General features: G+C 58.8%; 16 protein-coding genes and 1 pseudogene. 1 reads left to right on the plus strand and 16 read right to left on the minus strand.

The features are described 5' to 3' along the window. Position 1: 1 nt before the first annotated feature. From yqfD to PSAB_RS17725, 13 genes and pseudogenes are all read right to left on the minus strand, one after another. Positions 2-1192, minus strand: coding sequence for a sporulation protein YqfD (gene yqfD / locus PSAB_RS17665; RefSeq protein ID WP_025335919.1), 1191 nt, complete (start codon positions 1190-1192; stop codon positions 2-4). Continuing rightward, positions 1189-1482 carry a sporulation protein YqfC gene (gene yqfC / locus PSAB_RS17670; protein WP_025335920.1) on the minus strand — a complete coding sequence of 98 codons (294 nt, stop codon included), beginning with the start codon at positions 1480-1482 and terminating at the stop codon, positions 1189-1191. Before yqfC ends, yqfD begins: the two co-directional genes overlap by 4 nt. Before the next feature lie 252 nt (positions 1483-1734). After that, on the minus strand, positions 1735-2331 hold the full coding sequence (locus tag PSAB_RS17675; protein ID WP_025335921.1) for a hypothetical protein: 597 nt from the start codon (positions 2329-2331) through the stop codon (positions 1735-1737). 31 nt (positions 2332-2362) lie between these two features. Further along, entirely contained in the window at positions 2363-3361 is a 999-nt protein-coding gene (gene floA, locus PSAB_RS17680; protein WP_025335922.1) for a flotillin-like protein FloA, read from the minus strand. A gap of 63 nt (positions 3362-3424) precedes the next feature. After that, a complete protein-coding gene (locus PSAB_RS17685) occupies positions 3425-4795 on the minus strand; it encodes an NfeD family protein (RefSeq protein WP_226991721.1) in 1371 nt (456 codons plus the stop codon). Between the two features lie 217 nt (positions 4796-5012). Next, positions 5013-5456: a GatB/YqeY domain-containing protein gene (locus tag PSAB_RS17690; protein ID WP_025335924.1), complete on the minus strand. Its 444-nt coding sequence runs from the start codon at positions 5454-5456 to the stop codon at positions 5013-5015. Positions 5457-5471: 15 nt separating this feature from the next. Further along, on the minus strand, positions 5472-5645 hold the full coding sequence (gene rpsU, locus PSAB_RS17695; RefSeq protein ID WP_005547957.1) for a 30S ribosomal protein S21: 174 nt from the start codon (positions 5643-5645) through the stop codon (positions 5472-5474). A 139-nt stretch (positions 5646-5784) separates the two neighbouring features. Further along, positions 5785-6144, minus strand: coding sequence for a histidine triad nucleotide-binding protein (locus PSAB_RS17700; protein WP_025335925.1), 360 nt, complete (start codon positions 6142-6144; stop codon positions 5785-5787). Between the two features lie 446 nt (positions 6145-6590). After that, positions 6591-10134, minus strand: a pseudogene (locus PSAB_RS26590) (AAA family ATPase). Beyond that, positions 10131-11312, minus strand: coding sequence for an exonuclease SbcCD subunit D (locus PSAB_RS17710; protein WP_025335926.1), 1182 nt, complete (start codon positions 11310-11312; stop codon positions 10131-10133). The pseudogene PSAB_RS26590 and the gene PSAB_RS17710 overlap by 4 nt, the downstream one beginning before the upstream one ends. Positions 11313-11555: 243 nt before the next feature. Beyond that, positions 11556-15776: a UvrD-helicase domain-containing protein gene (locus PSAB_RS17715; RefSeq protein WP_038597304.1), complete on the minus strand. Its 4221-nt coding sequence runs from the start codon at positions 15774-15776 to the stop codon at positions 11556-11558. A 2-nt stretch (positions 15777-15778) separates the two neighbouring features. After that, complete coding sequence (addB, locus tag PSAB_RS17720) at positions 15779-19282, minus strand: helicase-exonuclease AddAB subunit AddB (RefSeq protein WP_025335928.1); 3504 nt, start codon at positions 19280-19282, stop codon at positions 15779-15781. 337 nt (positions 19283-19619) lie between these two features. Beyond that, on the minus strand, positions 19620-21044 hold the full coding sequence (locus tag PSAB_RS17725) for a class I SAM-dependent rRNA methyltransferase (protein WP_025335929.1): 1425 nt from the start codon (positions 21042-21044) through the stop codon (positions 19620-19622). Positions 21045-21212: 168 nt separating this feature from the next. On the opposite strand from PSAB_RS17725, the gene PSAB_RS17730 reads away from it, so the two are divergent. After that, complete coding sequence (locus tag PSAB_RS17730) at positions 21213-22199, plus strand: Na/Pi cotransporter family protein (protein ID WP_025335930.1); 987 nt, start codon at positions 21213-21215, stop codon at positions 22197-22199. A 69-nt stretch (positions 22200-22268) separates the two neighbouring features. Here the strand turns inward: PSAB_RS17730 and mtaB are convergent, their stop codons facing one another. The 3 genes from mtaB to PSAB_RS17745 form a co-directional block, all read right to left on the minus strand. Then, entirely contained in the window at positions 22269-23603 is a 1335-nt protein-coding gene (gene mtaB, locus PSAB_RS17735; protein WP_025335931.1) for a tRNA (N(6)-L-threonylcarbamoyladenosine(37)-C(2))-methylthiotransferase MtaB, read from the minus strand. 3 nt (positions 23604-23606) lie between these two features. Next, positions 23607-24371: an RsmE family RNA methyltransferase gene (locus tag PSAB_RS17740; RefSeq protein WP_025335932.1), complete on the minus strand. Its 765-nt coding sequence runs from the start codon at positions 24369-24371 to the stop codon at positions 23607-23609. A 158-nt stretch (positions 24372-24529) separates the two neighbouring features. Beyond that, entirely contained in the window at positions 24530-25210 is a 681-nt protein-coding gene (locus PSAB_RS17745; RefSeq protein WP_025335933.1) for a site-2 protease family protein, read from the minus strand. Position 25211 lies beyond the last annotated feature (1 nt).

Here is a 25211-nt window from a genome sequence, read left to right on the forward strand (position 1 = left end):
CTCATTCTCCTCGGTTATATACTATCGGAAGCTCTTCCGTAATTCTTTCTTCGACTTCAAAAAGCACTTTCATATAAACTTTACCATTCTCTTTCTTCTCATGCAAAATTTTTTGGCTTTTAATGACACTGTCGCTGCCGTAACGGGCTGCAATATCGGCCGCCGCGCGGGCCAGCCCTTCCTTCTTCGCCGCTTCCGGCGTTACCGTTTCCCGGGTCTCCTTGACTTCCATTTCTTTCTCTGTCATCCAGCCAAACGGCAGCCGGGTACCCCGCCAGGTCAGCGGATCAAGCTCGGTCAGCGTGCGGGACGCCGTAAAGGACGATTTGCCGTAACCCCATAGCTGCACCGCCCAGCTGCCGAGAACGAGATAGGTACTGTCCTTGCGCTCCCCGGTATAGGCGGTATGTTTTTTTTCCAGCGGAACCTCGATATTGTACTCATGCCATACCAGTCCCTTGACTTCTCCTTTGGCAACGACCGCCTGCATGTTAGCCTCATCGCCGATGATCCCGGAAATGAGAATTTCTCCTTTTTTCACTCTCGCGTTGCGCTGAACCACGGGCCTGCCCTGTTCGGCGTAAATGTCGGTAATGACCGCATCGGTGCGGCTGATGAGATGGCGGGGACTGTTCAGCGGCTTGGCCTCGGGGAGCTTAGCTTCGACAATCTGGATTTTGACGAACGTGCCGTTCCGCTCGATACCGATCCATGATACTCCCGGTAGCCGGGCCGCCAGGTGCTTGGAAAGCTTGTCCGGTGAATCCATGCGCCAAATCCACTGATACGGATAAATCCCTTCCTTCCGGGCGGCATCCAGCACATCCTCCGACGCAAGGCGGTCATTCCCCTCCACACGAACGGTCCAGACCAGAGAGCTCAGCATGACGAGAACAATACCGAACAGCAGCAGGCCCGTGGCAAAAAACTTCCGTTTCCACAGCCTCGCCGCCACGAACGGCAGTCCGATCCGCCCCGTGATATGCATCCTGCAGCCTGTCTGCTTCAGCAGCGGCCGGAGAGCGTAAAAATCGTCCAGCAGCAGCCGGAGACTGACTCCTTTTCCGGTCGCTTTTACATTCCAGATGACAATCCCCGCTTCGGTGACGGCATTGATAAACCCTTCGGTCCGATCGCCAGTAATATGCAGCTCTACAGCCCCCCGAAGCCATGACAGTGGCGGCTCCTTCATCGCTTCTCCCCGCTTTCCTTATATCTGATTTCCCCGATCACGCCCTCCACCGCCAGCTCTCTTCCCAGAATGGAAGTAATGACAAGCCCTTCTCCAGCGATTTCCAGCGATCCCTTGGCAAGCTTAATCGTGAGCTGTCCGGGGGAAAAATTAAGTACGCCTTTGTGATTCTCTATTACCATTTCCTTATTACCGATGAGGGTGATCCGGGGCATGTCGCTTAGCAGGTCCTGCGGCAAATCCAGCATCCCGTTTGTCCATCCCCGCAGACTGCGGCCAATCCGGGTCATATGTAGACGCTCCCCCTTCCTGTACTGTACACCTTATGCGTGAGGAAGCCGTTTTATGAAAGCCGGTAGGATTGAAATCGCCTGTAAGAAGTCCGGTAAAAAAAAGAAAAACGGGCGATCTCCGCAACCGGAACCGGCCATCCTTTGAGAGATGGAAGATTCATAAGCTGCGGACGAAACACCCGTTTAAAGACAGATTCGTTCTTATTCGATTGAGATTAAAAGACGCGGCAAGGCGAGAGCTCGCTGCGCTCACGGCCGGCGGGAATTCATGGATCTGCGAGAGCGCGGAGGGCCGAGTATTTCGGCCCAAACGAGCCCGCTGCGCGGATCGCCGTCCAGAGACGGCAGCTTGCTAGCGGATGCAGCCGAAGCGCTGCGGGCTGATGAATCTTGCCCTATCCCCCCGCTGTCCATATCACCGGATATCCGGTCCAGCGCGCGGTGTATGCGTTCCAGCTCGCGCCGCATGCGCTCCTGCCGGACCTCGACACCGTCCTCTTCCTCGGGCTGCTCCAGCGAAGCCCCTTCGCCCGTCTCGTAATCCGGTGTGGGGAAGAGGGCGGGCTCGGGGAACGCCGGCGCCATGCCGGGTTCGCGGCCTTCATCCGTCCGTTCAGCCTGCTGTGCTGAAGGAACAGGGACGGGGAAGCCGCTGCCCTGCGATTCCGCCTTCCCGCCCCTATCGGGCAGACCGGACCCTTGGCGGCGCAGCGGCCCCTCACCCGGGCCGCTGCCAAACGGCGGCATTGCGCCCCGCGGCCCTTTTCTGTTTTTATTTTTACTCGTCTTGTTGAACTGGGACACTAACGCAAAAATAATGACCGCAATGACATAGATCCAGCTCATGGGGCCTCATCTCCCCTGCTTGTTGTGTTCATTATTTACCGCTCTTGGAACCGTCGTTATCCTGATCGCCCATTTTGCCTATCGAACCGCGCATCTGCGTGTCGGCTTCGATGTTTTTCAGATTCATATAATCCATGACGCCGATCTGGCCTGCTCGCAGCGCTTCGGCCATAGCCAGCGGCACCTTTGATTCGGATTCGACGACCAGGGCTTTCATCTCGACGACGCGGGCCTTCATTTCCTGCTCCTGCGCTACAGCCATAGCCCGGCGCTCCTCGGCCTTGGCCTGAGCGATCCGCTTGTCAGCTTCAGCTTGTTCCGTCTGCAGATAGGCGCCGATATTCTTGCCTACATCCACATCGGCGATATCGATGGACAGAATTTCAAACGCCGTCCCGGCATCGAGCCCTTTCTGGAGCACAGTGCGGGAAATCGAGTCCGGATTCTCCAGAACGTCTTTGTGCGAATTACTTGAACCTACTGTCGTTACAATCCCTTCGCCGACGCGGGCGATGATCGTTTCCTCGCCGGCGCCGCCGACGAGCCGGTCGATATTGGCGCGGACGGTAACGCGCGCCTTAACCTTAACTTCGATCCCGTCGCGGGCAACCGCCGCCACGGTAGGCGTCTCGATGACACGCGGGTTAACGCTCATCTGAACGGCCTGGAGCACATCGCGTCCGGCCAGATCAATGGCGGCCGCCCGGGTAAATTCCAACGGAATATCCGCTCTTTGCGCAGCGATCAGCGCGTTGACAACGCGGTCGACGTTGCCCCCCGCGAGGTAATGGCTCTCCAACTGGTTAATATTGAGGCCAAGACCCGCCTTGGTCGCTTTAATCAAAGGATTAACGATCCGGCTTGGCGTGACGCGGCGAAGCCGCATGGCGACCAGCGTAATGATGCTGATTCGGACGCCGGAGGCCAAAGCCGAAATCCACAGCATGACCGGAAAGAAGCTGAGAAAGACGCTTAAGACAATAATCACTACGACTGCGATCAGCAAGACGGTTATTAGGGATGCTTCCATTTGTACATCTGCCCTTTCTGCCTGACAAATTTGGATAATGACAACACACTTCCATAGTTTACCTTATTCCTGCGTTTCCTTCACTACAATCCTGCCGCCTTCCACCTTGACGACGATAACGGGCGTATTCACACCGATAAATCCGCCCTCGGTGACCACATCCAGACGCTGCTCCGCAATAAGCGCCGTGCCCGATGGGCGAAGCGGCGTAATGCTGATACCTCTCTGGCCTAACAGCTCCGGCTTCTCGGACGCAGGAATGAATCCTGCTTCCTTGCTAAGACTGTCGCTGAGAATGAACCGATTCCAGATCCCCCGCTCCTTGAATGCGATCACGAAGCAAATAATGACGACCAGGGCAGCCGCAAAAGCAATGCCCAGACTGAACAGCGCATGCGTAAAGCTGTAAGCCGCCCGCACTACGCCCGCGATCAGACTGACGGAACCCAGGACGCCCAGAATGCCGAAGCTTGGCACGAACAGCTCCAGCACCATCAGGACGAGACCGACGATAAATAGCAGCCATGTCTCTGCTCCAGCAAAGCCAGCCACATAATTCCCGAAGAAATACAGCACAAAAGCCAACGTCCCCACGATGCCCGGAACCCCGAAGCCGGGAACGAGCAACTCGATCACCACTCCTGCGATTCCGATGAACAGCAGAATGGTCATAACCGCAGGATGGGTCAGAAATTGCGACAGCTTCTCTGCGCCGGTATGCTGCACACGAAAAACATCATCGGTCGAATAGCCCAGCCAGGCCGCCGCCTCCTCCGGCGTATTCCGCGTGGCATCGGAATAGCCCGCTTTCAGCGCTCCTTCGCTGGTCAGAGCGATAATCTCGCCCTTGCTTTTATTAACGCCGAGCTCAGGCTTGTCGACGACCAGATTAATGTCCGTCATTCCGGCCGCGATATCCGGATCGCGCCCGTTCAGCGCCGCCGCCCCTGCCATTTTTGATTTCCAGAACGACACCAGCTTGGCGTCATCAACCTTTTTGCCGTTACTGTCGACAAGCGAAGCCGAACCAATCATGCTCCCGGGCTTCATTACAATCTTCTTCGCGTTTAGCGCGATATAGCTTCCGGCAGAAGCCGCGTCTCCTTTGATAAAGGCAAGCGTCGGGATTTTGCTCTCCCTTACCATGCTCCCGATTTGCTCCGCGCTGTCCACCCGTCCGCCCGGCGTGTCGATCTCCAGCACGATCAGCGAAGCGCCGTATTTCCCCGCTTCCTCGAAGCCCCGCTTTAAGAAGCTCTCCAGCCCCCGCTCGATGGCCTGGTCCACTGGCAGAATAAATACCGGACCCTTTTGCGGTCCGCTTCCTGCAGGCGGCGAGCCCGGGCTGCCGGCGGCCAAAGCCGCTCCAAGCGGTACGAACAGGAGCAGAAACAGAGCGCAAACGGTCAGCGTTATTTTCCGCAACCCCGTCACAGTCTTTCCCTCCAATCTACTTCATTTAGTTTCGATCATTTTTCCGGATAATATAATTGGCGGATATAATTAATTACGGGATAAACGGATCGGCGTTTCACCGAACATCCTGCAGAGCCTCGCGTCCCCTTATCCGGCTTCACCGCAGATATTCACCGCAGATAAAATGCTGATAAAAAAGAAAAACACCCCTAATACAGGGGTGTTTTACCTTATATTATTGCAGAAATTTCAGAACCGCCTGGTTCACGAGTTTACCATCAGCGCGGCCTTTGACTTTCGGCATCAGCGCGCTCATCACCTTACCCATTTCACTTTTCGAAGAAGCACCGGTTTCCTGGATGGTCTGCTGTACAATAACCTGAATTTCTTCTTCAGAAAGCTGTTCGGGAAGATATTCCTGAATAATCTCGATTTCTGCTTTATTCGTGGCAGCAAGCTCGTCACGACCCGCTTTTTCAAATTCTTGGAGGGCATCTTTGCGCTGTTTGATCTCACGACTAAGGATATCAAGCACTTCGTTGTCGTCTAATGCTCTTTTCAAATCTATCTCAAGATTCTTTATCGTCGAACGAACCATTCGAATCGTGGAGAGTTTGAACTTGTCCTTACTCTTCATCGCCTGCTTCATATCTTCGTTCAATCGTTCGCTAAGATTCATGCTTGGGTAATCCTCCTAAAACTTTCTCTTACGAGCAGCCTCGGACTTTTTCTTGCGCTTAACGCTTGGCTTTTCATAATGCTTGCGTTTCTTCACCTCAGCCAAGACGCCATCTTTAGCGATGGAACGTTTAAAGCGACGAAGTGCAGCATCAATTGTCTCGTTTTTGCGAACTTTCGTTTCAGACACCAGTTTTCCCTCCCTCCGACCAGACCGTCCAAGAGCATAACACGGTTCATCAAATTTCATTATAGGTCAAACCAAAATAGGGTGTCAACCTTCACGTCCATACTTTTTTCGCGAAATGCCCAAGATTGCCGATTGCCTGTTAAGCGTGGGAGTCCGAATTGCCCGTCAGCGCACCTAATTTCGCTCCCCCGACCAGGTGATAGTGCAGATGCGGAACCGCTTGTCCGCTGTCCGGACCGCAGTTGTTGATCAGACGGTACCCGGTTTCGGCAATGCCCAATTCTTTGGCGATCTGCTGCGCTACGCTATGCATTTCTCCGATCAGCGGCAAATCCTCCGGGGCCACCTCGTTCATGGACGGAATCGGTTTCTTGGGGATAATCAGCACATGCACAGGCGCGGCCGGCGCGATATCGTAAAATGCCAGAATCCGTTCATTCTCAAATACTTTGTTGCAAGGGATACTTCCCTCAATAATTTTGCTAAAAATCGTTTCCATACCGCAGCTTCCTCCTAAAGGATAATTGAAGCGCCCTTTCCCGCTCAGGTTTGGGCCGTCCCTGACGAATCGGTCTTTCAGATCGCCGCAAAAAAATACCGCGGACGCGTCCGTCGTCACTATTCATTTATCATACAGGAATTTGTGTTTTTTCGAAAGCGAAGCGAAAAAGAACAGATATACAGCGCCCGTACTAACGACGTAATACATTTCTGCCCATACTGTATCAGATACAGCGAAACTAAATTTCAATATATCCCGGAAAAAGGGCAAAAAAAAGAAACACCCTTCACAGCTGATAAAGCTGATTCGGCGGCGGACGTATGAAAAGGAAGTATTTCCCTGTCATACGTCCACCGAGGTGTTTCAAATGATGTCGGCTTAGCTGTATTATAACAGGGGGGTAACACTGTCTCTGTGACAGTTATCACAACCCCCTGCCCTTTTTAATTTTTTTCCAAAAGGATGCGGGAGCCTTCTCCGCCAGGCAAAGCGGGGACCACAATAAGCTTGCGGGCCAGTCTAGCGCGAAGCTCCGGAACGTGGCTGATGATGCCGACCGACAGCCGGTCATTATGCAGCCGCTCAAGCGAGGTGATCACAGTATCCAGCAGCTCGGGGTCCAGCGTGCCGAAGCCCTCGTCGAGGAAGAAAAATTGCAGCGGATATTGACCCCTTAGCTGAATCTGTGCGGATAGTGCAAGCGCAAGCGACAGCGAGGTCAGGAATGTCTCCCCGCCCGACAGCGTCGATACCGGCCGCTTGACTCCACCGTTTCCGTCGTCGCGGATGACAAAGCCGCCGCCGGAATCAACCTCCAGCGCATAGCGCTGCCTGCTCAGGAAACGCAGCCGCTGCGAAGCCGCTTGGCAGACCTGCATCAGCTGCTCCTCCGCGATATATTCGACGAAAGCGTTGCCGCGCAGGCAGGACTGCAGCTTGGACAGCCGGCTCTGCAGGCTCTCATGCTCGGACCGCTGGCTTTCCAGCTCCGTCCAGCGGATATGCCTTTGGCGCAAATCTTCCAGATCCCGCTCTCCACGGGCCTTGGCCTGCAGCGCCGCTTCGTCCTCCTCCTTGCAGCGCAGAAGCTCCGCCTCGCATTCCCGCCATTCTTCCTCGGTCAGCGACGCTCCCCCGAGCTTCTCTTCGATATGGCGAAGCTGAAGCTTGACTTCCGCCTCGCCGTCGCGGTGCGCGCGCACTTGTGTGGATGCCGCGTCGCGTGCTGCGTCATCCAGGACGGCCGCTTCGGCTTCAGCGGCAGCAGCAAACGGCGAAGCAGCCAGGCAAGCCTCCCAGCTCGCTGCAGCGGCATCGCAGTGCTCGCGGGCGGAATCGGCCGCCTGGCGGGCGATCGCCGCCTCTCTGGCATCCTGCTGAGCCCGTTCCGCAGCGGCGCTGTGACGCCGTCTGCCTTCCTCTGCAGCTGCCTGAAGCTCCTGCAGACGCCGCTCGCACTCCGCCAGCAGAGAACCGGCGGAGCGGCCCTCGGTCCACTGCTGCAGCCGCTGCTCCTTCTCGCGCAGCAGTTCCTCTTTGCCCGTAAGCTGAGCCGTCAGGCCGGCAAGCTCCTTATCCAGCTCGGCGATTCTTTCCTGCAGACTCTGCACCGAGGCGCTCTTCTCTTCCAGAAACTTTACGCTGATGTCCAATCTGCCCCGGATTTCCTCGGCAGCTTCGTCCTTGCGCCGAAGTTCCCCGTAAGCATGCTCCGCTTCGCCCGGCGCAAGCTGCGGGAACCGCTGCTCCCATTCCTGCTGCAGAGCCGATAACTGCCGCTTTAACGCTTCCGCATTGGCCGCCGTCTGCTCCTCCCAGCTCCGTCCGGAATCGGCTTCAGCCGCTTCCTTCAGAAGACGCTGCTGCGACCGGCGGTCTTCCTCCTGCCACTTCGCTGCCTCGCGGCGCAGCTCAAGGGAGCGGCTCTGCAGGCTCGTCAGCTGCTCTTCCAGCATCGCCACACCATCTGCCGCTATCCATGCAGCTTCTGCTTCACCTGTGGCTGCTGGTGCGGGTGCGGGTGTACCCGGTACAGAATTCGGACCCGGTACCGGAATAGATTCAGTTATGCCGGGGACGGCCCCCCGGCCAAGGGCCGCAGCCGCTACGTTAGAGGCTGATGCGCCTTGTCCGCTTTCGTACGGCGAGGCACCCGCAGCCGCGGGAACTCCGGCGAAGGCGCCGGATTCACCGTACGCCTGCTCCAGCCAGGCGCGGTCCTGGCTCCCGCAGGCTCCGCAGCGCGGCGCGCGCCTCGAGCGCGCGTCCCGCCAGCGCCTTCGCCTCCTGCAGCTTCCGCTCCTCGGCGGAAGCTTCGTCTCCGTCCCGAAGCGTTGCTGGCGACGGATGGTGGCTGCTGCCGCACACAGGGCACGGCGCTCCGTCCCGCAGCTCGCGGGAAAGCGCCAGCGACAACTGGTGCAGCTCCCGCTCGCGGAGCGCGGCTTCCAGCGCCGCGCAGGTTTGTTCCAGCCGCCCGGCAGCGGCGGCTGCCGCCTCTTCCGCGGACGCCGCCCGCTCCAGATGCAGGGCGGCGTCCCGCACCGCGGCTGCGCGCGCTTCGTGCAGCCGCGACGCCTCCGCCTCGGCCTCCGCGAGGCGGGCACGGATCGCGCCGAGCGCAGCGGCGCGCTCCAGGCGGTCCCGCTCCGCCTGCTCCCACTGGGACTCGGCGGGGCGCAAGCCCTGCAGGCTCTGCATCGCTTCCTGCAGAGCCTGCCGCTCCTGGGAGCGGACCTCGAGCGGCAGGAGGCTGCGCTGCAGCTCCTGCTGCCGCTTTTGGCCCTTGGCCAAAAGCTCCCGCTCCCGCGCCAGCGTCTCCCGCGAGGCTTCCAGCCCGTGGGAGGCCCCGGCCCGGCGCTCGGCAAGCTTCGGGAGCGCCTGCCGCAGCCCCTCGAGCTCGGCTTCGAGCTCGAGCGCCTGGCGCAGCCGGGCCTCGCGTTCGCGGAGGCCCGGCTCTTCCGCGGCAAGCGCGCCATGCGCTTGCCGCTCGGCCTCGGCGGCCTGGGCGGCTTCACGCTCGGACGCCGCAAGATGCGCCTCCAGCCGCTCCGCCGCCGAGGCCCGGGCGCGCCAGGCCTCCTCCGCGGTTCGCCAGGCCTTCAGCGCGGGAGCAATCTTCGCGGCTTCCTCACCTTTAAGCAGCCGCGACTCCAGAGCCGCGATCTGCTCTTCCCGCGCCCGGAGCTCCAGCAGCTGCGTCTCCCGGCGGGCCCGCTCCTCCTGCAGCTCGCGGATTCTACCGAACCGCTCGAAGCGGCGGGCAGCCTCGTCCAATCGCTTCCGGCATTCAGTGGCATGACGCACAGCTTCGCCAAGGCGCTCCTCTGCCGCCTTAACATCCTCCGCTCCGGCGCTGCCCAGCCCCTGCTGCTCGGCCTCCACCGCGCGCAGCGCCGACTCATTCTCCTTAACCCGGCGGCTGAGCTTTTGCGCCAGCTGGTCGCCATACTGTTCCAGATGGAACAGGCGCTGAAGCATCTGTCTGCGGTCCACGCCCCGCAACGACAGAAACTCGGCGAATTTCCCCTGCGGAAGGACGACTGCCCGGGTGAAATCGTCCATTTTCAGCCCGATTTTATCCTCGATGCAGCGTGTCACCTCCGCGAGCTTGTCCGCAATTACGGTTTCTCCGTCCGGGCCAATCTCGATGAAGCGGCTGACCGTATTACTGACGGATTGTTCGCCCGTCCGCTTGAATCTCCGCTCCACCCGGTACCGGCTGCTCCCTTGGGAGGAAGCCAGCTCGAAGGTGAACGCCACGGCAAGGGTATCCTCGGAGTGGTTCATGATCCCCTGCGTCCCGTTCACCGCACGCTCCACCTTGCCGTACATCGCCAGCGTAATCGCGTCTAGCAAACTTGACTTGCCGCTTCCCGTAGGGCCGAAAATGCCGAACAACCCGGTCTCGCACAAACCGAGAAAATCGATCTCCTGACTTTCACGGTAGCTCTGCAGCCCGCTTACTTTTAGTAGAATCGGCTTCATTTCGAATCCCCCGCCTCCTGCACGTCACGCTCTTCCTCAGCCAGCTCCAGAAACAGCTCCACCAGACTATCCTCTGGCTCCGCCCCCCCGGTCTGCCGCCGGTAAAACTTACGGAACAGCTCCTGAACCGGCATCCGGGAGCGAAGCGACGCTTCCAGTTCCTGTTCCATCTCCGGGTATACCGGCCGGATATGTACAATACCTTCCCGCGACTTGCGCAGCCGCTGGATATCTCCTATCGACAGCGCCTCGCTCAGGTGGATTCGCAAATCGATGAACGCACTTTCGTCTCTGCCTTCGTCCAGCCACCGGTACACTTCCTCCAATCCGCCTGTGCAATCCCATTCCACCAGAGGGCGTCCGCAGCGGAGCAGAATTTCCTCCGGCTTGGCCTCCGCTCCGGGCGAAAGGTCCAGCATCGTCACGGACTTGGCTTGCCCCGCCTCGGAGAAGCTGTACGCCAGCGGAGAACCGCTGTAGCGGATTATCCCTTCTCCCTTGACCTTCTGCGGCCGGTGTAGGTGGCCGAGCGCCGTATACTGCGCCCCGCATGCCAGCGCGGAAGGATCGACGGTATACGCACCGCCGACCTGGATCGGACGTTCGGAATCGGATTCCACGCCGCCCAGCACATAGATGTGGCTCATCGCCAGATTCACCGTGTCCGGCCGGAATCCCCTGGACAGCTGCTTCATCAGGCGGCCTACCCGGGCACTGTAAGCGAGCCTCAGTCCGGTTTCGTCGCTGTCTTCCGCCAGCAGCTCCCCGAGCCGGGCTTCGGAAGGATAGGGAAGAGCCGCGATAACCGCCGTTTCTCCGGTACGGGCTACCCGGACCGTCATCGGATCGTTTGCCGGCAGGCCGACAAGGGTGATGCCATGCCCGGAAACAAGCGGAGACACGGAGGAAACCCGCTCGGGCTGGTCATGGTTGCCGGCAATAACGACCAGCTGCCTTCCGCCGGTGGCAAGCCTTGAAGCCGCTTCATAGAACAGCTGCTCGGCCGCAGCCGGAGGATTAACGGAGTCATAGACGTCCCCCGCCATCATAATGAGGTCCGCCCGTTCCTCTTCGGCAATGGCGACCAGCTCATCGATGAACGCTTCCTGCTCCTTCTGCCTGCTTCTTCCCTCCAGCGTGCGGCCCAGATGCCAGTCGCCCGTATGCAAAATCCGCATATTCCCCCTCTTTCCCGCCCCTGCCGGGCGAATATAAGTATCGAAAACTTCCTTGCGGCATAAACCTGAAGTGAACCAGCGAACCGTCCTTTGCCACAGAACCATTTAAATGGCGCAAGTAACTTCGGTTGTGGCTGCCAATTTGTCGTCACTTCTTCCTTTGCCGAAGAATTTAAATGGCACGAGGGTTACGGCATGGACGGCTCACCCGAATAATCCTATGTCCGAGCGGCCGCGCGCGCCCTATACCCGAACCGCATGTCCTCCGTCAAAAAAATACAGCCAGGCCTCGGCGATTTCTTCGCCCAGAATATCGCCCAGCGCCTGCGAATACAGACCGAGCTGATAGCGGTATTTCTCCTTCAGGGCTTCCAGTCCGCCTCGATGCTCCAGAACCGCATCGCTCTTGTAATCCAGCAGGATCAGCCGCCCTTCCTCGCGGAACAGGCAGTCGATAACCCCCTGGATCAGTACGGAAGGAGAGGCTGCACCGCTCTCTCCGTTCAGCTTGGAGGCCGCCCTGTCCAGTGCCTCAAGGCCCCGATAGGCTTCGGAAGCGGGCATCATATAGCTGAAAGGCATTTCCCTTCTCTTCCAAGGAGAAGCGAGCAGCCTGAGTCCGAGCGGATGGCGGTAAAAAGCAGCCGCTTTCTCCGGCTCAACCGCCGCCGCTTGTTCCTCCGTCAAAATACAAAGCTGGACCAGTCTTTCCAGCGTCTCCCGCACTTCGGCAAGGCCAACCTCACCCTCCAGCGGTATATGCTGCATGATGGTATGGTAAACCGTCCCGCGTTCCGCCGGGGTTACGCCGCGCTGTTCCATAAACCTCGGACGCCGTAAATGAAGACTGTCGCCGGTGCCCCGCTCCCGGGAACGGTCAAGCCCCTCTTCGAGCAGATCGAATGAGGGCTGGTCCTGCAAAGACAACAGGGATTTCAATTCTGTAACAGAGGTCTTGGCCGGAAGGCCCGCCGCCGCCCCGTAAGGATAACTCCACGACAGCCGCTCCGCTGCTCCGTACTTTTCTCCGGCGTAAACCGTCACCGGAACGGCCCGGCTCAGTTCGTGTAGCGCTATTTTTCTCGCTTCCTCTCCGTCTTCACCGCTATCCTTGACTGTTGACACAGCCGCTTCCAGTTCATAGGATGGCAGAACGCTGACGCTCCAGTTCGACAGATCGCCGCGCAGGGAAAGTGGAGGCGCTCCTTCCTTCCCGGCAATTTTTCGCAAAATTGCCGCGCCGGGGTGCCGGATCAACGCCGGCCCCACCCAATCCAGATAGCTGCGCCCCCGGGCGAGCAGATGATCGGGGAGGAGCTGTTCTTCTCCGGCGCCCGAAGACATCCAGCTTGCCGCTTTGCCCGCCAGATCGCGGACGGTTCCGACGAGAATCATTTTGTCCCGCGGGCGGGTAAGTCCCACGTACAGGACGCGCATTTCCTCCGCCAGCAGCTCGAGGCGCGAACGGCGGCCGATGGCAAGATAGGGCAGCGTCGGATAGCTGACCCGGGTCTCCCGTTCCTGAAATCGCGGGCCGAAGCCGAGCTCCTTGTGCATCAGAAACGGCGCGTACAGATCCTGCCGGTTGAAGCCCTTGGACATCCCGGCAAGAAAAACGACCGGAAATTCCAGACCCTTGCTCTTATGGATTGTCATAATCCGGACACCTTCGCCCTGCTCTCCACTTCCGCCGGCCGCGCCCAGATCGCCGCCGTTCTCCCGGAGGCGGGAGATGAACACCAGGAAACGGAACAAGCCCCGAGCCGAGGTGTCTTTCTCAAATTGGACCGCCCGGTCGTACAGCGCCTTAAGGTTGCTCTGACGCTGGGTGCCCCCGGGAAGCCCGCCGACCCACTCCAGATATCCACTCTCTCCGTAAATTCGCCAGATGAGGCCGCTCACGCCGCTCCGCCGCGCCTCATCGCGCCAGCCTTCAAGCTGATCCAGAAACCGGATCAGCTTGCCACGGAGTCTGCCGGAGATCGCAGGCCCGGAGGCTTCCGTGTCACCGGTCGCAGATGATTCGGCTTTAACGGTCTCACTGGCTGCTGCCGTCTCCACCGCGTTCCCGGCCGGTCCGCGAACTTTGTATACTCCGTCCGCTTCGTTATCCCTTATTTCCCCGAAGCCGTCTATATCCACATCCGCTTTCATGGCGGTACGAGCCGTTTCAACCATCGGGCTGCCCGCACCGCTGGCCGTTACTTCTGCCGACACGTCGGAATAACCCGCTCCCTGCCCAGCGCTTCCCGAGCCACCATCCGTTTGTCCTCCCGAGACCGCCGCGATTACCGCGTCATAGAACGAGCCTTCCGCGCACAGCCGCACCTTCGCCAGCTCTTCTTCGGTCAGGCCGACGACGGGCGAGCGCAGCGTTCCGGCAAGCGGAATATCCTGCCTGGGGTTGTCGACGACTTTCAGCAGGGAGAGGATAACCTCCACCTCGGTCGCCTGAAAATAGCCCCTGTTCAGATCACCATAAGCCGGAATCCCTTCCAGCCTCAGCTCCTCCATCATCAGCGGCGCCCACACGCTTGCAGAACGCAGCAAAATCACAATGTCGCCGTAAACGACCGGTCTCATCGCTCCAAGTCCCTTGTCATAAATCTGCAGCGGCTCGCCGCCATCCATCCCGGTCATCCGGGCAATCCGCCGGGCGATGGCGCGGGCTTCAAGCTGAGCGGTTTCGCTCTCGATCAATTCGCTTTCCGCACTATCGGCTTCCCCGTCTTCAGCTCTTTCCTCGGGCAGGCCTTTGGAGCTTCCTCGGTCGATCAGCAGCAGCTCCGGGGCAAAATACGTATCCGGTCCATTATCCGCCGCTCCGGGAAAGTTAGCGCCGTATACAAGCTCCGCCCGCTCGTCGTAGGCGATTTCGGCCACCGTTTCGTTCATAATCTGGCGGAACAGCATATTGACGGCGTTCACAACTTCCATCCGGCTGCGGAAATTTCGCGCCAGATCGATAACGACTCCTTTTTCTTCACCGATTTCAGCACCGCTCGCCGTTTCGAAGCCGGATTCGTCCGTTCTCTGACCTTCCCGGCTATGCGCCTCTTTGCTTCCGCCTTTTCCATAGCTGCGGTACTTGTCCAGGAACAACCCCGGCTCCGCCAGCCGAAAGCGGTAGATGCTCTGCTTCATGTCGCCGACCATGAACCGGTTGCCCGGGTCTTCTCTTGAGATCAGCCGTACAATTTCTTCCTGCACGCTGTTCGTATCCTGATATTCGTCAAGCAGCACCTCGTCGAACTGGGCCCGGTACTCTAATGCGGCATCCGAAGGCATGGAATGGCCCATCGCCGAATCGGGATGGCGCAAAATAGCGAGGCAGTAATGCTCCAGGTCGCTGAAATCAACCAGCCCTTTGCCGGCTTTCTCCGCGCGGAAGCGCTCGCCGAACAGGATCACTGTTTCCGCAAGCTCCATCATCAGCGGCGCAGCTTCATGCAGTTCCCGGAGGAACGCATCCGCCGGACGGCCGAACAGCGAGTCCTGCAGCTCGCCAATGATCTTCTTGACTTCATCTCTTAGTCCCTTGACAGTCTCCTGAAGAGCGGGATCGGTCGCGTCTTTCTTGCAGGGCTTCAGCTTGCCGAAAGAAGCGCCGCTGAACAAGGCGTACAGCTCGGTCCAGGGCCTCTCTTCCACCGCCTGGCGCAGCCCTTCCACCATTTCTAAATCCGCCGTGAGGTTATCTGCATACGGAGTCGGTCCGCCGGGCTGAAGGGCGATTTGACGTCCCCGTTCCAGCAGGCTGGCTGCAGCCGCCAGCGACAGCCCAGCCTCATCAAGGATGCTCCTCACCCAGGGCGTGCGCGACAAGGCTTCGGTATCCGGCAGAGAGAAGCACTCAGCCGTCTCTCTCAGCCATTTCTCCGGCCACGGATGGCTTCGCGAAAAGTCATAGAGCCGCTGAACGAGCGCATGCACGGCGTCATCGGAGCGCTCACCGCTAAACCAGTCCGCCAGCTGCACGAACATGCCGTCTTCACCGGCTTCCTCATATTTTTCCTCGAACAGCTCCTCCAGAATTTCCTGGCGCATCATTTCCGCTTCGTGCTCGTTCAGTATGCGGAATCCGGGGTCAAGCGGAATCAATTGATAGTAGCGCCGGATGACCTCAAGGCAGAAGGAGTGCAGCGTCGTAATCGAGGCTCTGCCAAGCAGCGCGAGCTGGCGCCGCAAATGGGCGTTGTCTGTGTCATGCTCAAGCCTGCTCTCCAGCGCCTCGCGGATGCGCTGACGCATTTCGGAGGCCGCCGCTTTGGTAAAAGTCGCCACCAACAGCCGGTCCACGCTGAATCCGCTGCTTTCGTCGCCTATTCTGCGGATAATCCGCTCGACAAGCACAGCCGTCTTGCCAGAGCCGGCCGCGGCCGCCACAAGAATGTCGTCCCCGCTCTCCGCGATGGCCCGCCACTGATCGTCGCTCCATATGCTTCCTTCCGGTTTTGCCGGCATGATCACGGTCTGTTTCCTCCTTCGTCTTGGCGGGACAGCATCTCCCAGATGGCCTCTTTGCCCGGCTTGCCCAAGTGTTTGAATCCGTTGCCCTCTACGGCCTCGTCGAACTGGCACACTGCCCTGTAAGAACAGAACGTGCATGCGGTCTCCTGCTGAATCCGGTAAGGCGTGATTGCCACATCTCCTTCGGTAATGCGGGTTCCGATCTCCGTAATCGTCCCTCTTACCGAAGACAGAAGGCGCCCCCACTGCTCGGGTGTGGCGACGGATGCGCTGCTGTAGAAGCTGCCATCGCTCTTAATCGCAACAGGCACGATACTGGAATGCCCCTTGTCCAGACTCGTATCCATAAGTGAGACGACCTCGCGGTCCGCCATAAGGAGACCCTTCATCTTGAACCGCTTAAGCAGCTCCTGCTGCGCCTGCTCCAGGTTCATGCCGTTCGCTGAAGAAAGCAGCGGATCATGGACGTGGAAATACAGCGTTCCCGCCGGAAACGCAGGCTCCCCCAGCCACTCCTCGGCATAGGTTAGCAGCACATCGAGATAGGTCAGCATCTGCAGCGACAGCCCGTAGTAAACTTCATGCAGCTTTAGATCCTTGCGGCTTGACTTATAATCAATGACCCGCAGCAGTATTCCGTTCTCGCCCTCTGCGGTGTCAACCCGGTCGATCCTTCCGACGACTTCCATCAGGCACCCGTTCGGGAGCTCGATGCGCAGGGGCGGCAGCGGCTTGCCGGGTCCGAAATCCAGCTCCAGAAAAGCGATGTCGAAGCTGCCCCGCCGGGCGTGCTCTCCGAGAATTACGGAGGCACGCCCGACAATATTCTTTAGCTTGCGGGAAATATAGCCGTAGCGCTTCGAGCTAAGCAGAATCTCTCCCTGAAGCATCGGAGACAGCATGTCCACCGTCTTGCCGGCTTCCATCCGGCATTCGTCCGGCGTCATGGCCCCCCAGCTTCGTCCCTCGTCCCGCAGCTTGGCCGCCATGGAGCTCAGCGCGGCGTGAAACAGCTGTCCGATATCCGGAGCCTGAAGCTTATAAAGCTGGCGCTCCTTGAGGCGCAAGCCGTAGGAGGCGAAATGGGAGAACGGGCAGGAGACGAATTTCTCCATGCGCGAGACGCTTCCGCGCAATGTGGAGCCGCCATATAGCCGCAGACTCGTCTCGCGTCTGAGCGGAGCTCCGGCATTACGGTAAAACAGCGAGCCGGTCAACGTCTGCAGGTCCGGGCGCCACTCCGCGTTATCCGCAAACCAGTTGTAGACCTCCCACCAGACCGCCGGGATATTCTGTCCCTGCTTCCACTGGCGCAGCTGTACGATGAGCATGCGCAGACTCTGCTTCGGATTGCCGATGAATTCGCGGTGCTCCTCAGGCGGTGCCGACACCGGAAGGCTGTGCAGAGGGTGCTCGGCGACCTCCGGGTACATCCGGCGCAGATGGCGGACAACCTCCGAAGGAAGCAGAGACTTGCCTTCGTCATCCGTACAGGCGTAGCTGATCCACAGCTTGCGGGAAGCCGATGTCAGCGCGTTATAGATCAGGAAGCGCTCGTCCAGCATTTTGCGGGAAGCGCCCGGAGCAAGCTCCATGCCCGCTCCTTCCAGGAAGGAACGCTCCGTCTCGGACAGAACACCGTCCTCCTGAATAAGCGCCGGTACGACCCCTTCGTTGAAACCAAGCAAGAAGGCGTATTTGACACCCGTTGTCCGGGTCCGGTCCATCGTCCCGACAAGCACCTGATCCAGCGATGGAGGAACAAGGCCCATCCGCAGCTCGGCAAGCCCCGTCTCCAGAATCCCGGCGAAGATGTCAAAGCTTAAAGCTTCATCGCCCATCATCTCGACGATCTGATCCAGCAGATCAAGGATAGCGCCCCACAGCTGCCGGTGCTCTCGGGCGTCCTGCGTTCTTCCTTCTTCCAATGCGGCGGCGCTCATATATTCCAGCTTCCGGGGAGCGGAGGTATCTTCCAGCAGCTCAAATACCGTCCTGCATAAGTCCCCGCCGCTGCGGCTTCTCTTGATTCGCCGTTCAAAAGCTATCAGCGGACCGGTCACCGCCTCCCTGCAAGCTTCCATCAGCGGCACCAGTCTGTTGTCTGTCTTTCCTCCGCCTTCCAGCGACAGGCTCGGGATCGCCTTCCATTTATAATTCTTGTCCGTCCAGCGGTAGCCTTGAATGCCGCAGGCCAGAACGTAGTTTTCCAGAGTGTCCATATCGTCCCTGGTCAGGCTGCCGTCCGCAGGAAGCAGGAAACCCGTCTTGATGCACCGGAACACGTCCTCATACCGCCAGCGCCGGCGGACAATGTCCAGCGCCGAACGGATAAACTCCACCAGCGAATGATGCAGCTCGCCTTCCTTGCGGTCGAGGAAGAACGGGACGCCATAGTCGCGGAAAAGCGCAGGAACAAGGTAATCGTAATCCTCCAGCTTGCGAACGAACACGGCCATTTCACCGTACTTCGCTCCTTGCTCCCGGGCAAGCCTCATCATCTCGCGCAGTGCGCCTTCAATCTCCGCCCGCTTGTTCACGGCCGCCCGGATCGTAATCTCCTCTTCCGCGGGCTCCGGTCCCCGGTACGCCAGCCTGCGGTCAAAGCCCCGCTCCAGATGCGCCAGAGCGGGGGCCTCCGCAAAACGCGGCAGCACCGAAGGAGACAGCATTTCATCCCAGACTTCTGCGCCCAGCTCTTCCGCCATCCCTCTCAGCTTAATGTAAGCCGAGGCCGATGGATGGAACAGATCCAGCTCATGGGGCCGGTTAACGCCTAAAAATGGCCGGTCAAGCGTCAGCGCGACCGTGATATCGGCGGCATGAAGCATTAGCTGGCGCAGCACCGTAAATTCGCGGGCCGTAAACCCCCGGAAGCCGTCTACGAAAATGGTAGAGCCCTTTACGAACGAGGAGTTGGGAATTAGCTCCGCAAGCTCGGCCAGCCGGTCTTCTTCATCCATATACAGATGGGACATCTCCTTCTCCAGATCGCCGAAAACGAGCTTCAGATCCGCAAGCTTCCCCACAAGGATCGGACTTCTACCCGCAGATTCCGTCAGCCGGGAAATCTGCTCTTCCAGATCCGATGCGCCGAGACAGCACCGCTTAAGCTCGGCATGCAGCCGGCTCAATTGGTCCACGAAACCCGGGCGGTCCGACGAGGCGCCGAACAGCTTCAGCTCCTCCTTGCGGCGGCTCAAAATCTTGTAAAGAAGCATCTTCTTGCCTTCATCGCCGATCGGTACGCTGCCCCGGCCGCCAGTTTCCTGCTTCACCCGGTAGGAAAGGCGCGGAAAGCTCAGCGTCTGCGCGCGCAGGCTCCCCCGGACATCGCAGGCGCCAAGCAGCCCTTGCTCAGCGCTAAAGGAGCCCTGCTCCGGAACGAGCTGAATAATCGGAGGGCCGAGCGGATCTTCGCGCAGAGCGGAACAGATTGCATTCCATATTTTCGTCGTCTTGCCGCTGCCCGAGCGGCCGATCAGAAACGTTACCGACATGCTTCATTAACTCCTTCCGTAAGAAGAAACGGCTTCGCCGTCCTCTGGAAGAGGAAGGCATCCGCTTCTCGTAAAAATATCAGGTTAAGGATAAGCGCGAAGCTCATACTTCTGATATTTCGAATAAACCGTAAGTGCAAGCGTTCTGTGCAGTCAGCTCCGCCGCATCCAGCGGCAGAGGCTGACATCCGTCCTATCATTATATCATATGAAAGCGAATCGGAACATACGTTTGCTATCCTGCCAATGCTTGGTGAACAACCGGAACAAAAAAAGAAACGAACGCCGTCCCTGAAAGAACGGCGCCCGTTTCTGAATACATGTATGGCTAACAAAATTACTTGGAGGTCACCTCAAAAATGGCAAACTTCAGGTAATGCCCCTCGTCCACGCCCAAAATTTGCGGATGATCCTTGCCCGCGGCGCGCCACTCGATCAGCCGCAGCACCTTCCCCGCATCCTCGGCGGCTTCGGCAATCGTCTCCAGAAACAGCTCGGGACGCATGTGATAGGAACAGCTCGCGGTAACCAGATAGCCGCCTTCATTCACGAGCTTCATGCCGTGCAGGTTGATGTCCTTATAGCCGCGGCAAGCCCCTTTGACCGCGCTCTTCGTCTTGGCAAAAGCGGGCGGATCGAGAATGACGACATCCCAGGTGCGTCCTCCACCGGCCGTCATCGGCTTCGAGGTATCCGTCTTGACGGCGGTTTTGCCCCCTTTTGCTGCTGCCTGAGACTTCTCCGGCGAAGCGGACAAGGTATTCGCGGCGGAGCGTTCCGCCCGTTCTTCCAGCCCTTTCGCCTGGCTGCGCAAATATTGGAAAGCGTCGTCCACGACGAACTCCACCCGGTCGCTAAAACCGTTCAGCTCGACGTTGGCTTTGGCGCTTTCAATCGCATGCGCGGAAACGTCGAGGCAGGTGACCTTTTTGGCCCCGTATTTGCAGGCGTTCAGCGTAAAACTCCCCGTATGCGAGAAGCATTCGAGCACGGTAGCGCCGTCCCAGTATGGGAAGGTGACTTCTTTGCCGCTCTTGTTGACGGGAACCTTCCGGGTCAAGCCGTCTTCACTCGCAACCTCCTGGAGCGTAATCCCGCTGCGGACTCCCCAGCCGGTCATCAGCGGAGCGATGGACGCGCGGTTTTCCCTCTGATCAAAGAAATACCCTGTCTTCTGGCCCTGCTCGATGTCGACAATCAGCTTTAGTCCGTTCTCGGTCACTGTAACATGGCGGGGACATTCTCCATACAGAACCCCCGTCTTCTGCTCCAGGCCCTCAAGCTCGCGGACAGAGACATCGCTTCGTTCATAGATCCCCTTCGGATTCAGCACTTGTACGAGCGCATCAACAATTTCGGCGCGGCGCTTGTCCATTCCGAGCGTCAGCAGCTGCACGACGAGCACGTCTCCGAAGCGGTCGACAATCAGACCCGGCAAAAAATCGGCCTCGCCGTAAACCAGCCTATAAGCGTTCTCCCCGCCGAGGAACCGTTCGCGGTGCTTCAGACAACTGGCAAATCTTTCCGTGAAAAACGCCGTGTCCATCGCCTCCAGCGGCTTGTGCGACACGACTCGGATTCGAATCTGCGAAGCCGGATTGTAATATCCGGTCGCCAAATATTTTCGTTGATGGCTGAAGACGTCTACCAGACCTCCCTCTTCGGGATTCCCCTCCACCGTCTCCACTTCGTTGCCGTAAATCCACGGATGTCCCGCTTCCAGCCTTTTTTTGCGGCTGCGCTGTAAAATTACCGATGCCAATAGCTTCAACTCCCGATGTTTGTTAATTATGTGGCTCCGCCCCTGTCATGTCCCGGTTGCCTTATTCATATATTGGTGTACAACCCTGCCTGAAAGCAAGAAGTGAGATAAGGGCTGTCCCAAGAATGAGTTTACGATCTTATTTTTGAAAAAAGGAGAACCGCTGCCATGATCCGCGAAGTGCTGTTCCCTGTATTATACGGCATTGTCATCTTTCTTGCCGGGATGAAGCTGATGGAGACCGCGCTCTCCAGGTTGGCCGGCCCGCTGCTTACCGGTGTCCTGAACAAGGCGACGGCCACACCCCTTATGGGCATGGCCTCCAGCACCCTGCTCACCGCCCTTCTGCAAAGCAGCACCGCCGTAACGGTGCTGTCGATCGGCATGGTCAACGCCGGGCTGCTGACCTATGCCCGGACGCTTGGGATTATTCTCGGCAGCAATATCGGCACCTGCCTGACAACGGAGCTCATCGGCCTGCAGATCGGCCGGTTCGCGGCGCCGCTGCTGGCGGCCTCGCTGTCACTTTGGGCGGCGGCGGTCACGCTTGGCGAGCTTCCGTCCTATAGATCGCGCCTTGCGGAGACCGGGCGCAGAATCTCCCTGCCGCTTCAGTTCGCCAGCCTGGCGATCGCAGGCTTCGCGCTCGTACTGTGGGGCATCTCGGTCATGCAATCCATTGGCCCCGCGCTGCAGAAGAGCGGCCTCTTCGCCTGGTTCCTGAACCGGGCGGCGGAGAACGCCCTGTGGGGCTTTGCCGCCGGAGCCTGCCTGACGGCGCTGGTGCACAGCAGCAGCGCCGTCATCGGCATGGCGATGGGCGTCGCCGCTTCCGGAGCGCTGCCGCCGGAGCTTGGCATCGCCATCGTGCTGGGTGCCAATGTTGGCACCTGCGCGACCGCGGTCATCGCCTCCATTGGCGGCAGCTCCTCAGGCGTCTTCGTCGCCTGGTCGCATGTCGCGCTCAATGCCGGCGGCGCGGTTCTGTTCCTCCCCGTTACCGGTCTGATCCGGGAGGCCGCCGCCTGGATCGGCGGCGGGCCCGCCGCGCAAATCGCCCACGCGCAGACCCTGTTTAACGTCGCCTGCTCGCTGCTGGCGCTTCCTCTCTGTTATCTGCCCGTATGGTCAAGACTGGAAAGGCGGCTGCAATAAAGCAGGCCGCCTTTCGTCTATTATACCATTATCGTTACCCGAAACAGTCTTGCCGCCGAGCATTCGCTGCTAGATCGACAAAGCCTCTCCGGTCACCAAGGCCAGTTCGCCTCTGCACTCGTTGACGCCGGCTTCTGTCAGCTTGACGCGGCACAGCCGGCCTTGCAGCTCATCTCCGCCTTCGAAGAGCACCTGCAGATAGTTGTCGCTGAAGCCGTGCTGGATATCCCGGCCGGGCGCGCCTTTTGCCGATCTCTCCGCAATCACCTCAACCGTCTGTCCAACAAACCGGCGGGCATAGGCCAGCTGCATTTCCTCGGACAAGTCGATCAGCTGCTGCACGCGGTCGTTCTTGACGTCTTCGTCAACCTGATCCTCCATGCGGGCCGCGGGCGTGCCTGTGCGCTTCGAATACGGGAACACATGCATTTCCGAATAATTGACGGCCTTCATGAAGTCGTAGCCCGCGCGGAACATCTCGTCCGTCTCCCCCGGGAAGCCGACAATGACGTCAGTGGTGATGCCTACGTCCGGCATCGCCTGACGGATCAGCTGCATTTTGGCAAAATACTCTTCGGTCGTATACTTCCGGCGCATCCGTTTCAGCACTTCGTTATGTCCGGCCTGAAGCGGAATATGGAGATGACGGCACATTTTTGAAGAGCGGTTCAAAACATCCAGCAATTTCTCGTCGATCTGACTCGCTTCAATCGAGCTGATGCGCACACGCTCCAGTCCGTCCACCTTGTCCAGCTCCCAGAGCAGATCGGCAAGCCGGTAATTGTCAAGATCGTCGCCGTAGCCGCCGGTATGAATGCCGGTCAGCACAAACTCCTTGTAACCGGCCTCCACGAGCTGATGCGCCTGTCTGACAATGCTCTTCGGATCGCGACTGCGGGACAGCCCCCGGGACCACGGAATGATGCAGAAGGTGCAGAAGTTGTTGCAGCCGTCCTGAATTTTGAGAAAAGCCCGCGTCCGGTCGGCAAAGCCCGGCACGTCCAGCTCCTCGAACTCCCGCGTCTTCATGATGTTGCGGACGGCGTTGACGGGCTGCCGCGATTCGCGGATATTGTTCACATGGCGGATAATCTGATCGCGGTCCTGGTTGCCGATGACCAGATCGACGCCGGGAATGTCCAGAATCTCGCCCGGAGAGGTCTGCGCATAGCAGCCCGTAACGGCCACAATCGCTTCCGGATTGCGCCGGACCGCGCGGCGGATCATCTGCCGGCTTTTTTTGTCGCCCGTATTGGTGACGGTGCATGTATTAATGACGTAGACATCGGACTGTCCTTCGAAGTCCACCTGCTCGTAGCCTTCCTGCTTGAACAGCTGCCAGATGGCTTCGGTATCGTAAAAGTTGACTTTGCAGCCTAATGTATAAAAAGCAACGGATGGCATTTTTCAAGCTTCCCCCATTTCTCCGGTTTCATATAAAATGCAAGCGGCGGCCACCATGCCGGCCGTCTCGCAGCGCAGAATACGCTTGCCGAGGCCGACGGACACCGCGCCCGCCACTTCAGCCTCCCGGCACTCGCTCTCGCTGAAGCCTCCCTCCGGCCCGACGATCACAAGGACCGAGGCTTCCGCCGAGTTTCCAAGCCGCGCCGCCCACGGCGCAACCGCGGAGCGCAGCTGAAGCCCTTCTTCCTTCTCGTAGCAGAAGTACACCGCATCGTAGCGGTCCGCCGATTTCAGCAGCTGCTTCCAGGACAGCGGCGCAGCCACTTCCGGAACGATATTCCGGTGCGCCTGCTCCGCGGCTTCCTTGGCAATCTTGCGCCAGCGGTCCAGCCGCTTGCTCTCCTTACGCTCGTCGTACTGAACGATGGTCCGCTCCGAGAGGAACGGCTGGAATGCGGCCGCGCCGATCTCGGTGCATTTTTGAATGACGATTTCCATCTTGTCGCCCTTGGGCAGACTTTGGGCTACCGTAATTTTGACGCGGGCCTCCTCCGTCATCGGCAAATTCTCTATAATGGAGGCGGTAACGACGCCTTCGTTAATCGCCGCAATTTCGACCAAAGCCTCGCGGGACACGCCGTCGCTCACAATCAGCTTGTCCCCGGGCTTGCCGCGCATTACACGGGCGATATGACGGGCATCTTCACCGCCGATGGATACATGGTCTTCCCCGAATTGCCCGGGGTCTACGAAATATCGCTGCATGCTTATCAACATCCTGTTCTGTATTTAAAGCATTCCCATTCCTTGTTTTCAGGCGAAAACGGCGGCGTCCCTCGCCTGCCGGGCCCTGCCGCCGTTTCCATTCAAACAAACTCCATCATACAACGTTTGCTTCCTGATGAACAGTCCTACAGATTTATTTAAGTAAAAAGCTGATAGAAAAAATTAAGAGTATCCGACCGCATAATATATGCCCACATGCTCAAAGGCGCGATCGTATACGCCTGAAGCGCGGGAATGAACACGATCAGCAGAAACAGAAACATGGCCCACTGCTCGATCCGCTGCAGTCTTCCCCGTAGGGGACGCGGCGCAAGATCTTCGATAATCCGGTAGCCGTCAAGCGGCGGCAGCGGAATCAGATTAAATAAAAACAGGAAAAAGTTCCAGAAAGTAAATACGCTGAAAAACAGCTGTCCCGCCTCTTGGGCTTTCCCTGTCGGGATCGCATCGAAGACGCCGGTCGCAATCAGCAGCGCGTAGATCAGACAGCCGAGGATCGCCATCAGCAGATTGCTGATCGGTCCAGCCGCCGATACGATAATGCCCATCACACGCGGACGGCTGAAATTGTCGCGGTTGACCGGCACCGGCCGTGCCCAGCCGAAGCCCGCGATCAGCAGGAGAAGAATCCCGAAGAAATCAAAATGCACCGCTGGATTCAGCGTCATACGGCCCAGCAATCGGGCCGTCGGGTCGCCGAACCGGTTAGCGAAATAAGCATGGCTGAACTCATGAACCGTAAAGGCGATCAGAATCGATACCAGAAAAAACGGCAGCTGATCCAGCGGCATACGAATAATGCTTTGCAAAAAGTCCATC

The sequence above is a fragment of the Paenibacillus sabinae T27 genome (genome assembly GCF_000612505.1).
GTDB lineage: Bacteria > Bacillota > Bacilli > Paenibacillales > Paenibacillaceae > Paenibacillus_AQ > Paenibacillus_AQ sabinae.

Excerpts from the sequence above, each read along its gene's own strand:
- yqfD (WP_025335919.1), bottom strand. The coding sequence starts at position 1,192 with ATGAAGGAGCCGCCACTGTCATGGCTTCGGGGGGCTGTAGAGCTGCAT.
- yqfC (WP_025335920.1), bottom strand. The coding sequence starts at position 1,482 with ATGACCCGGATTGGCCGCAGTCTGCGGGGATGGACAAACGGGATGCTG.
- PSAB_RS17675 (WP_025335921.1), bottom strand. The coding sequence starts at position 2,331 with ATGAGCTGGATCTATGTCATTGCGGTCATTATTTTTGCGTTAGTGTCC.
- floA (WP_025335922.1), bottom strand. The coding sequence starts at position 3,361 with ATGGAAGCATCCCTAATAACCGTCTTGCTGATCGCAGTCGTAGTGATT.
- PSAB_RS17690 (WP_025335924.1), bottom strand. The coding sequence starts at position 5,456 with ATGAATCTTAGCGAACGATTGAACGAAGATATGAAGCAGGCGATGAAG.
- PSAB_RS17700 (WP_025335925.1), bottom strand. The coding sequence starts at position 6,144 with ATGGAAACGATTTTTAGCAAAATTATTGAGGGAAGTATCCCTTGCAAC.
- PSAB_RS17710 (WP_025335926.1), bottom strand. The coding sequence starts at position 11,312 with ATGCGGATTTTGCATACGGGCGACTGGCATCTGGGCCGCACGCTGGAG.
- PSAB_RS17715 (WP_038597304.1), bottom strand. The coding sequence starts at position 15,776 with ATGCCGGCAAAACCGGAAGGAAGCATATGGAGCGACGATCAGTGGCGG.
- addB (WP_025335928.1), bottom strand. The coding sequence starts at position 19,282 with ATGTCGGTAACGTTTCTGATCGGCCGCTCGGGCAGCGGCAAGACGACG.
- PSAB_RS17730 (WP_025335930.1), top strand. The coding sequence starts at position 21,213 with ATGATCCGCGAAGTGCTGTTCCCTGTATTATACGGCATTGTCATCTTT.
- mtaB (WP_025335931.1), bottom strand. The coding sequence starts at position 23,603 with ATGCCATCCGTTGCTTTTTATACATTAGGCTGCAAAGTCAACTTTTAC.
- PSAB_RS17740 (WP_025335932.1), bottom strand. The coding sequence starts at position 24,371 with ATGCAGCGATATTTCGTAGACCCCGGGCAATTCGGGGAAGACCATGTA.
- PSAB_RS17745 (WP_025335933.1), bottom strand. The coding sequence starts at position 25,210 with ATGGACTTTTTGCAAAGCATTATTCGTATGCCGCTGGATCAGCTGCCG.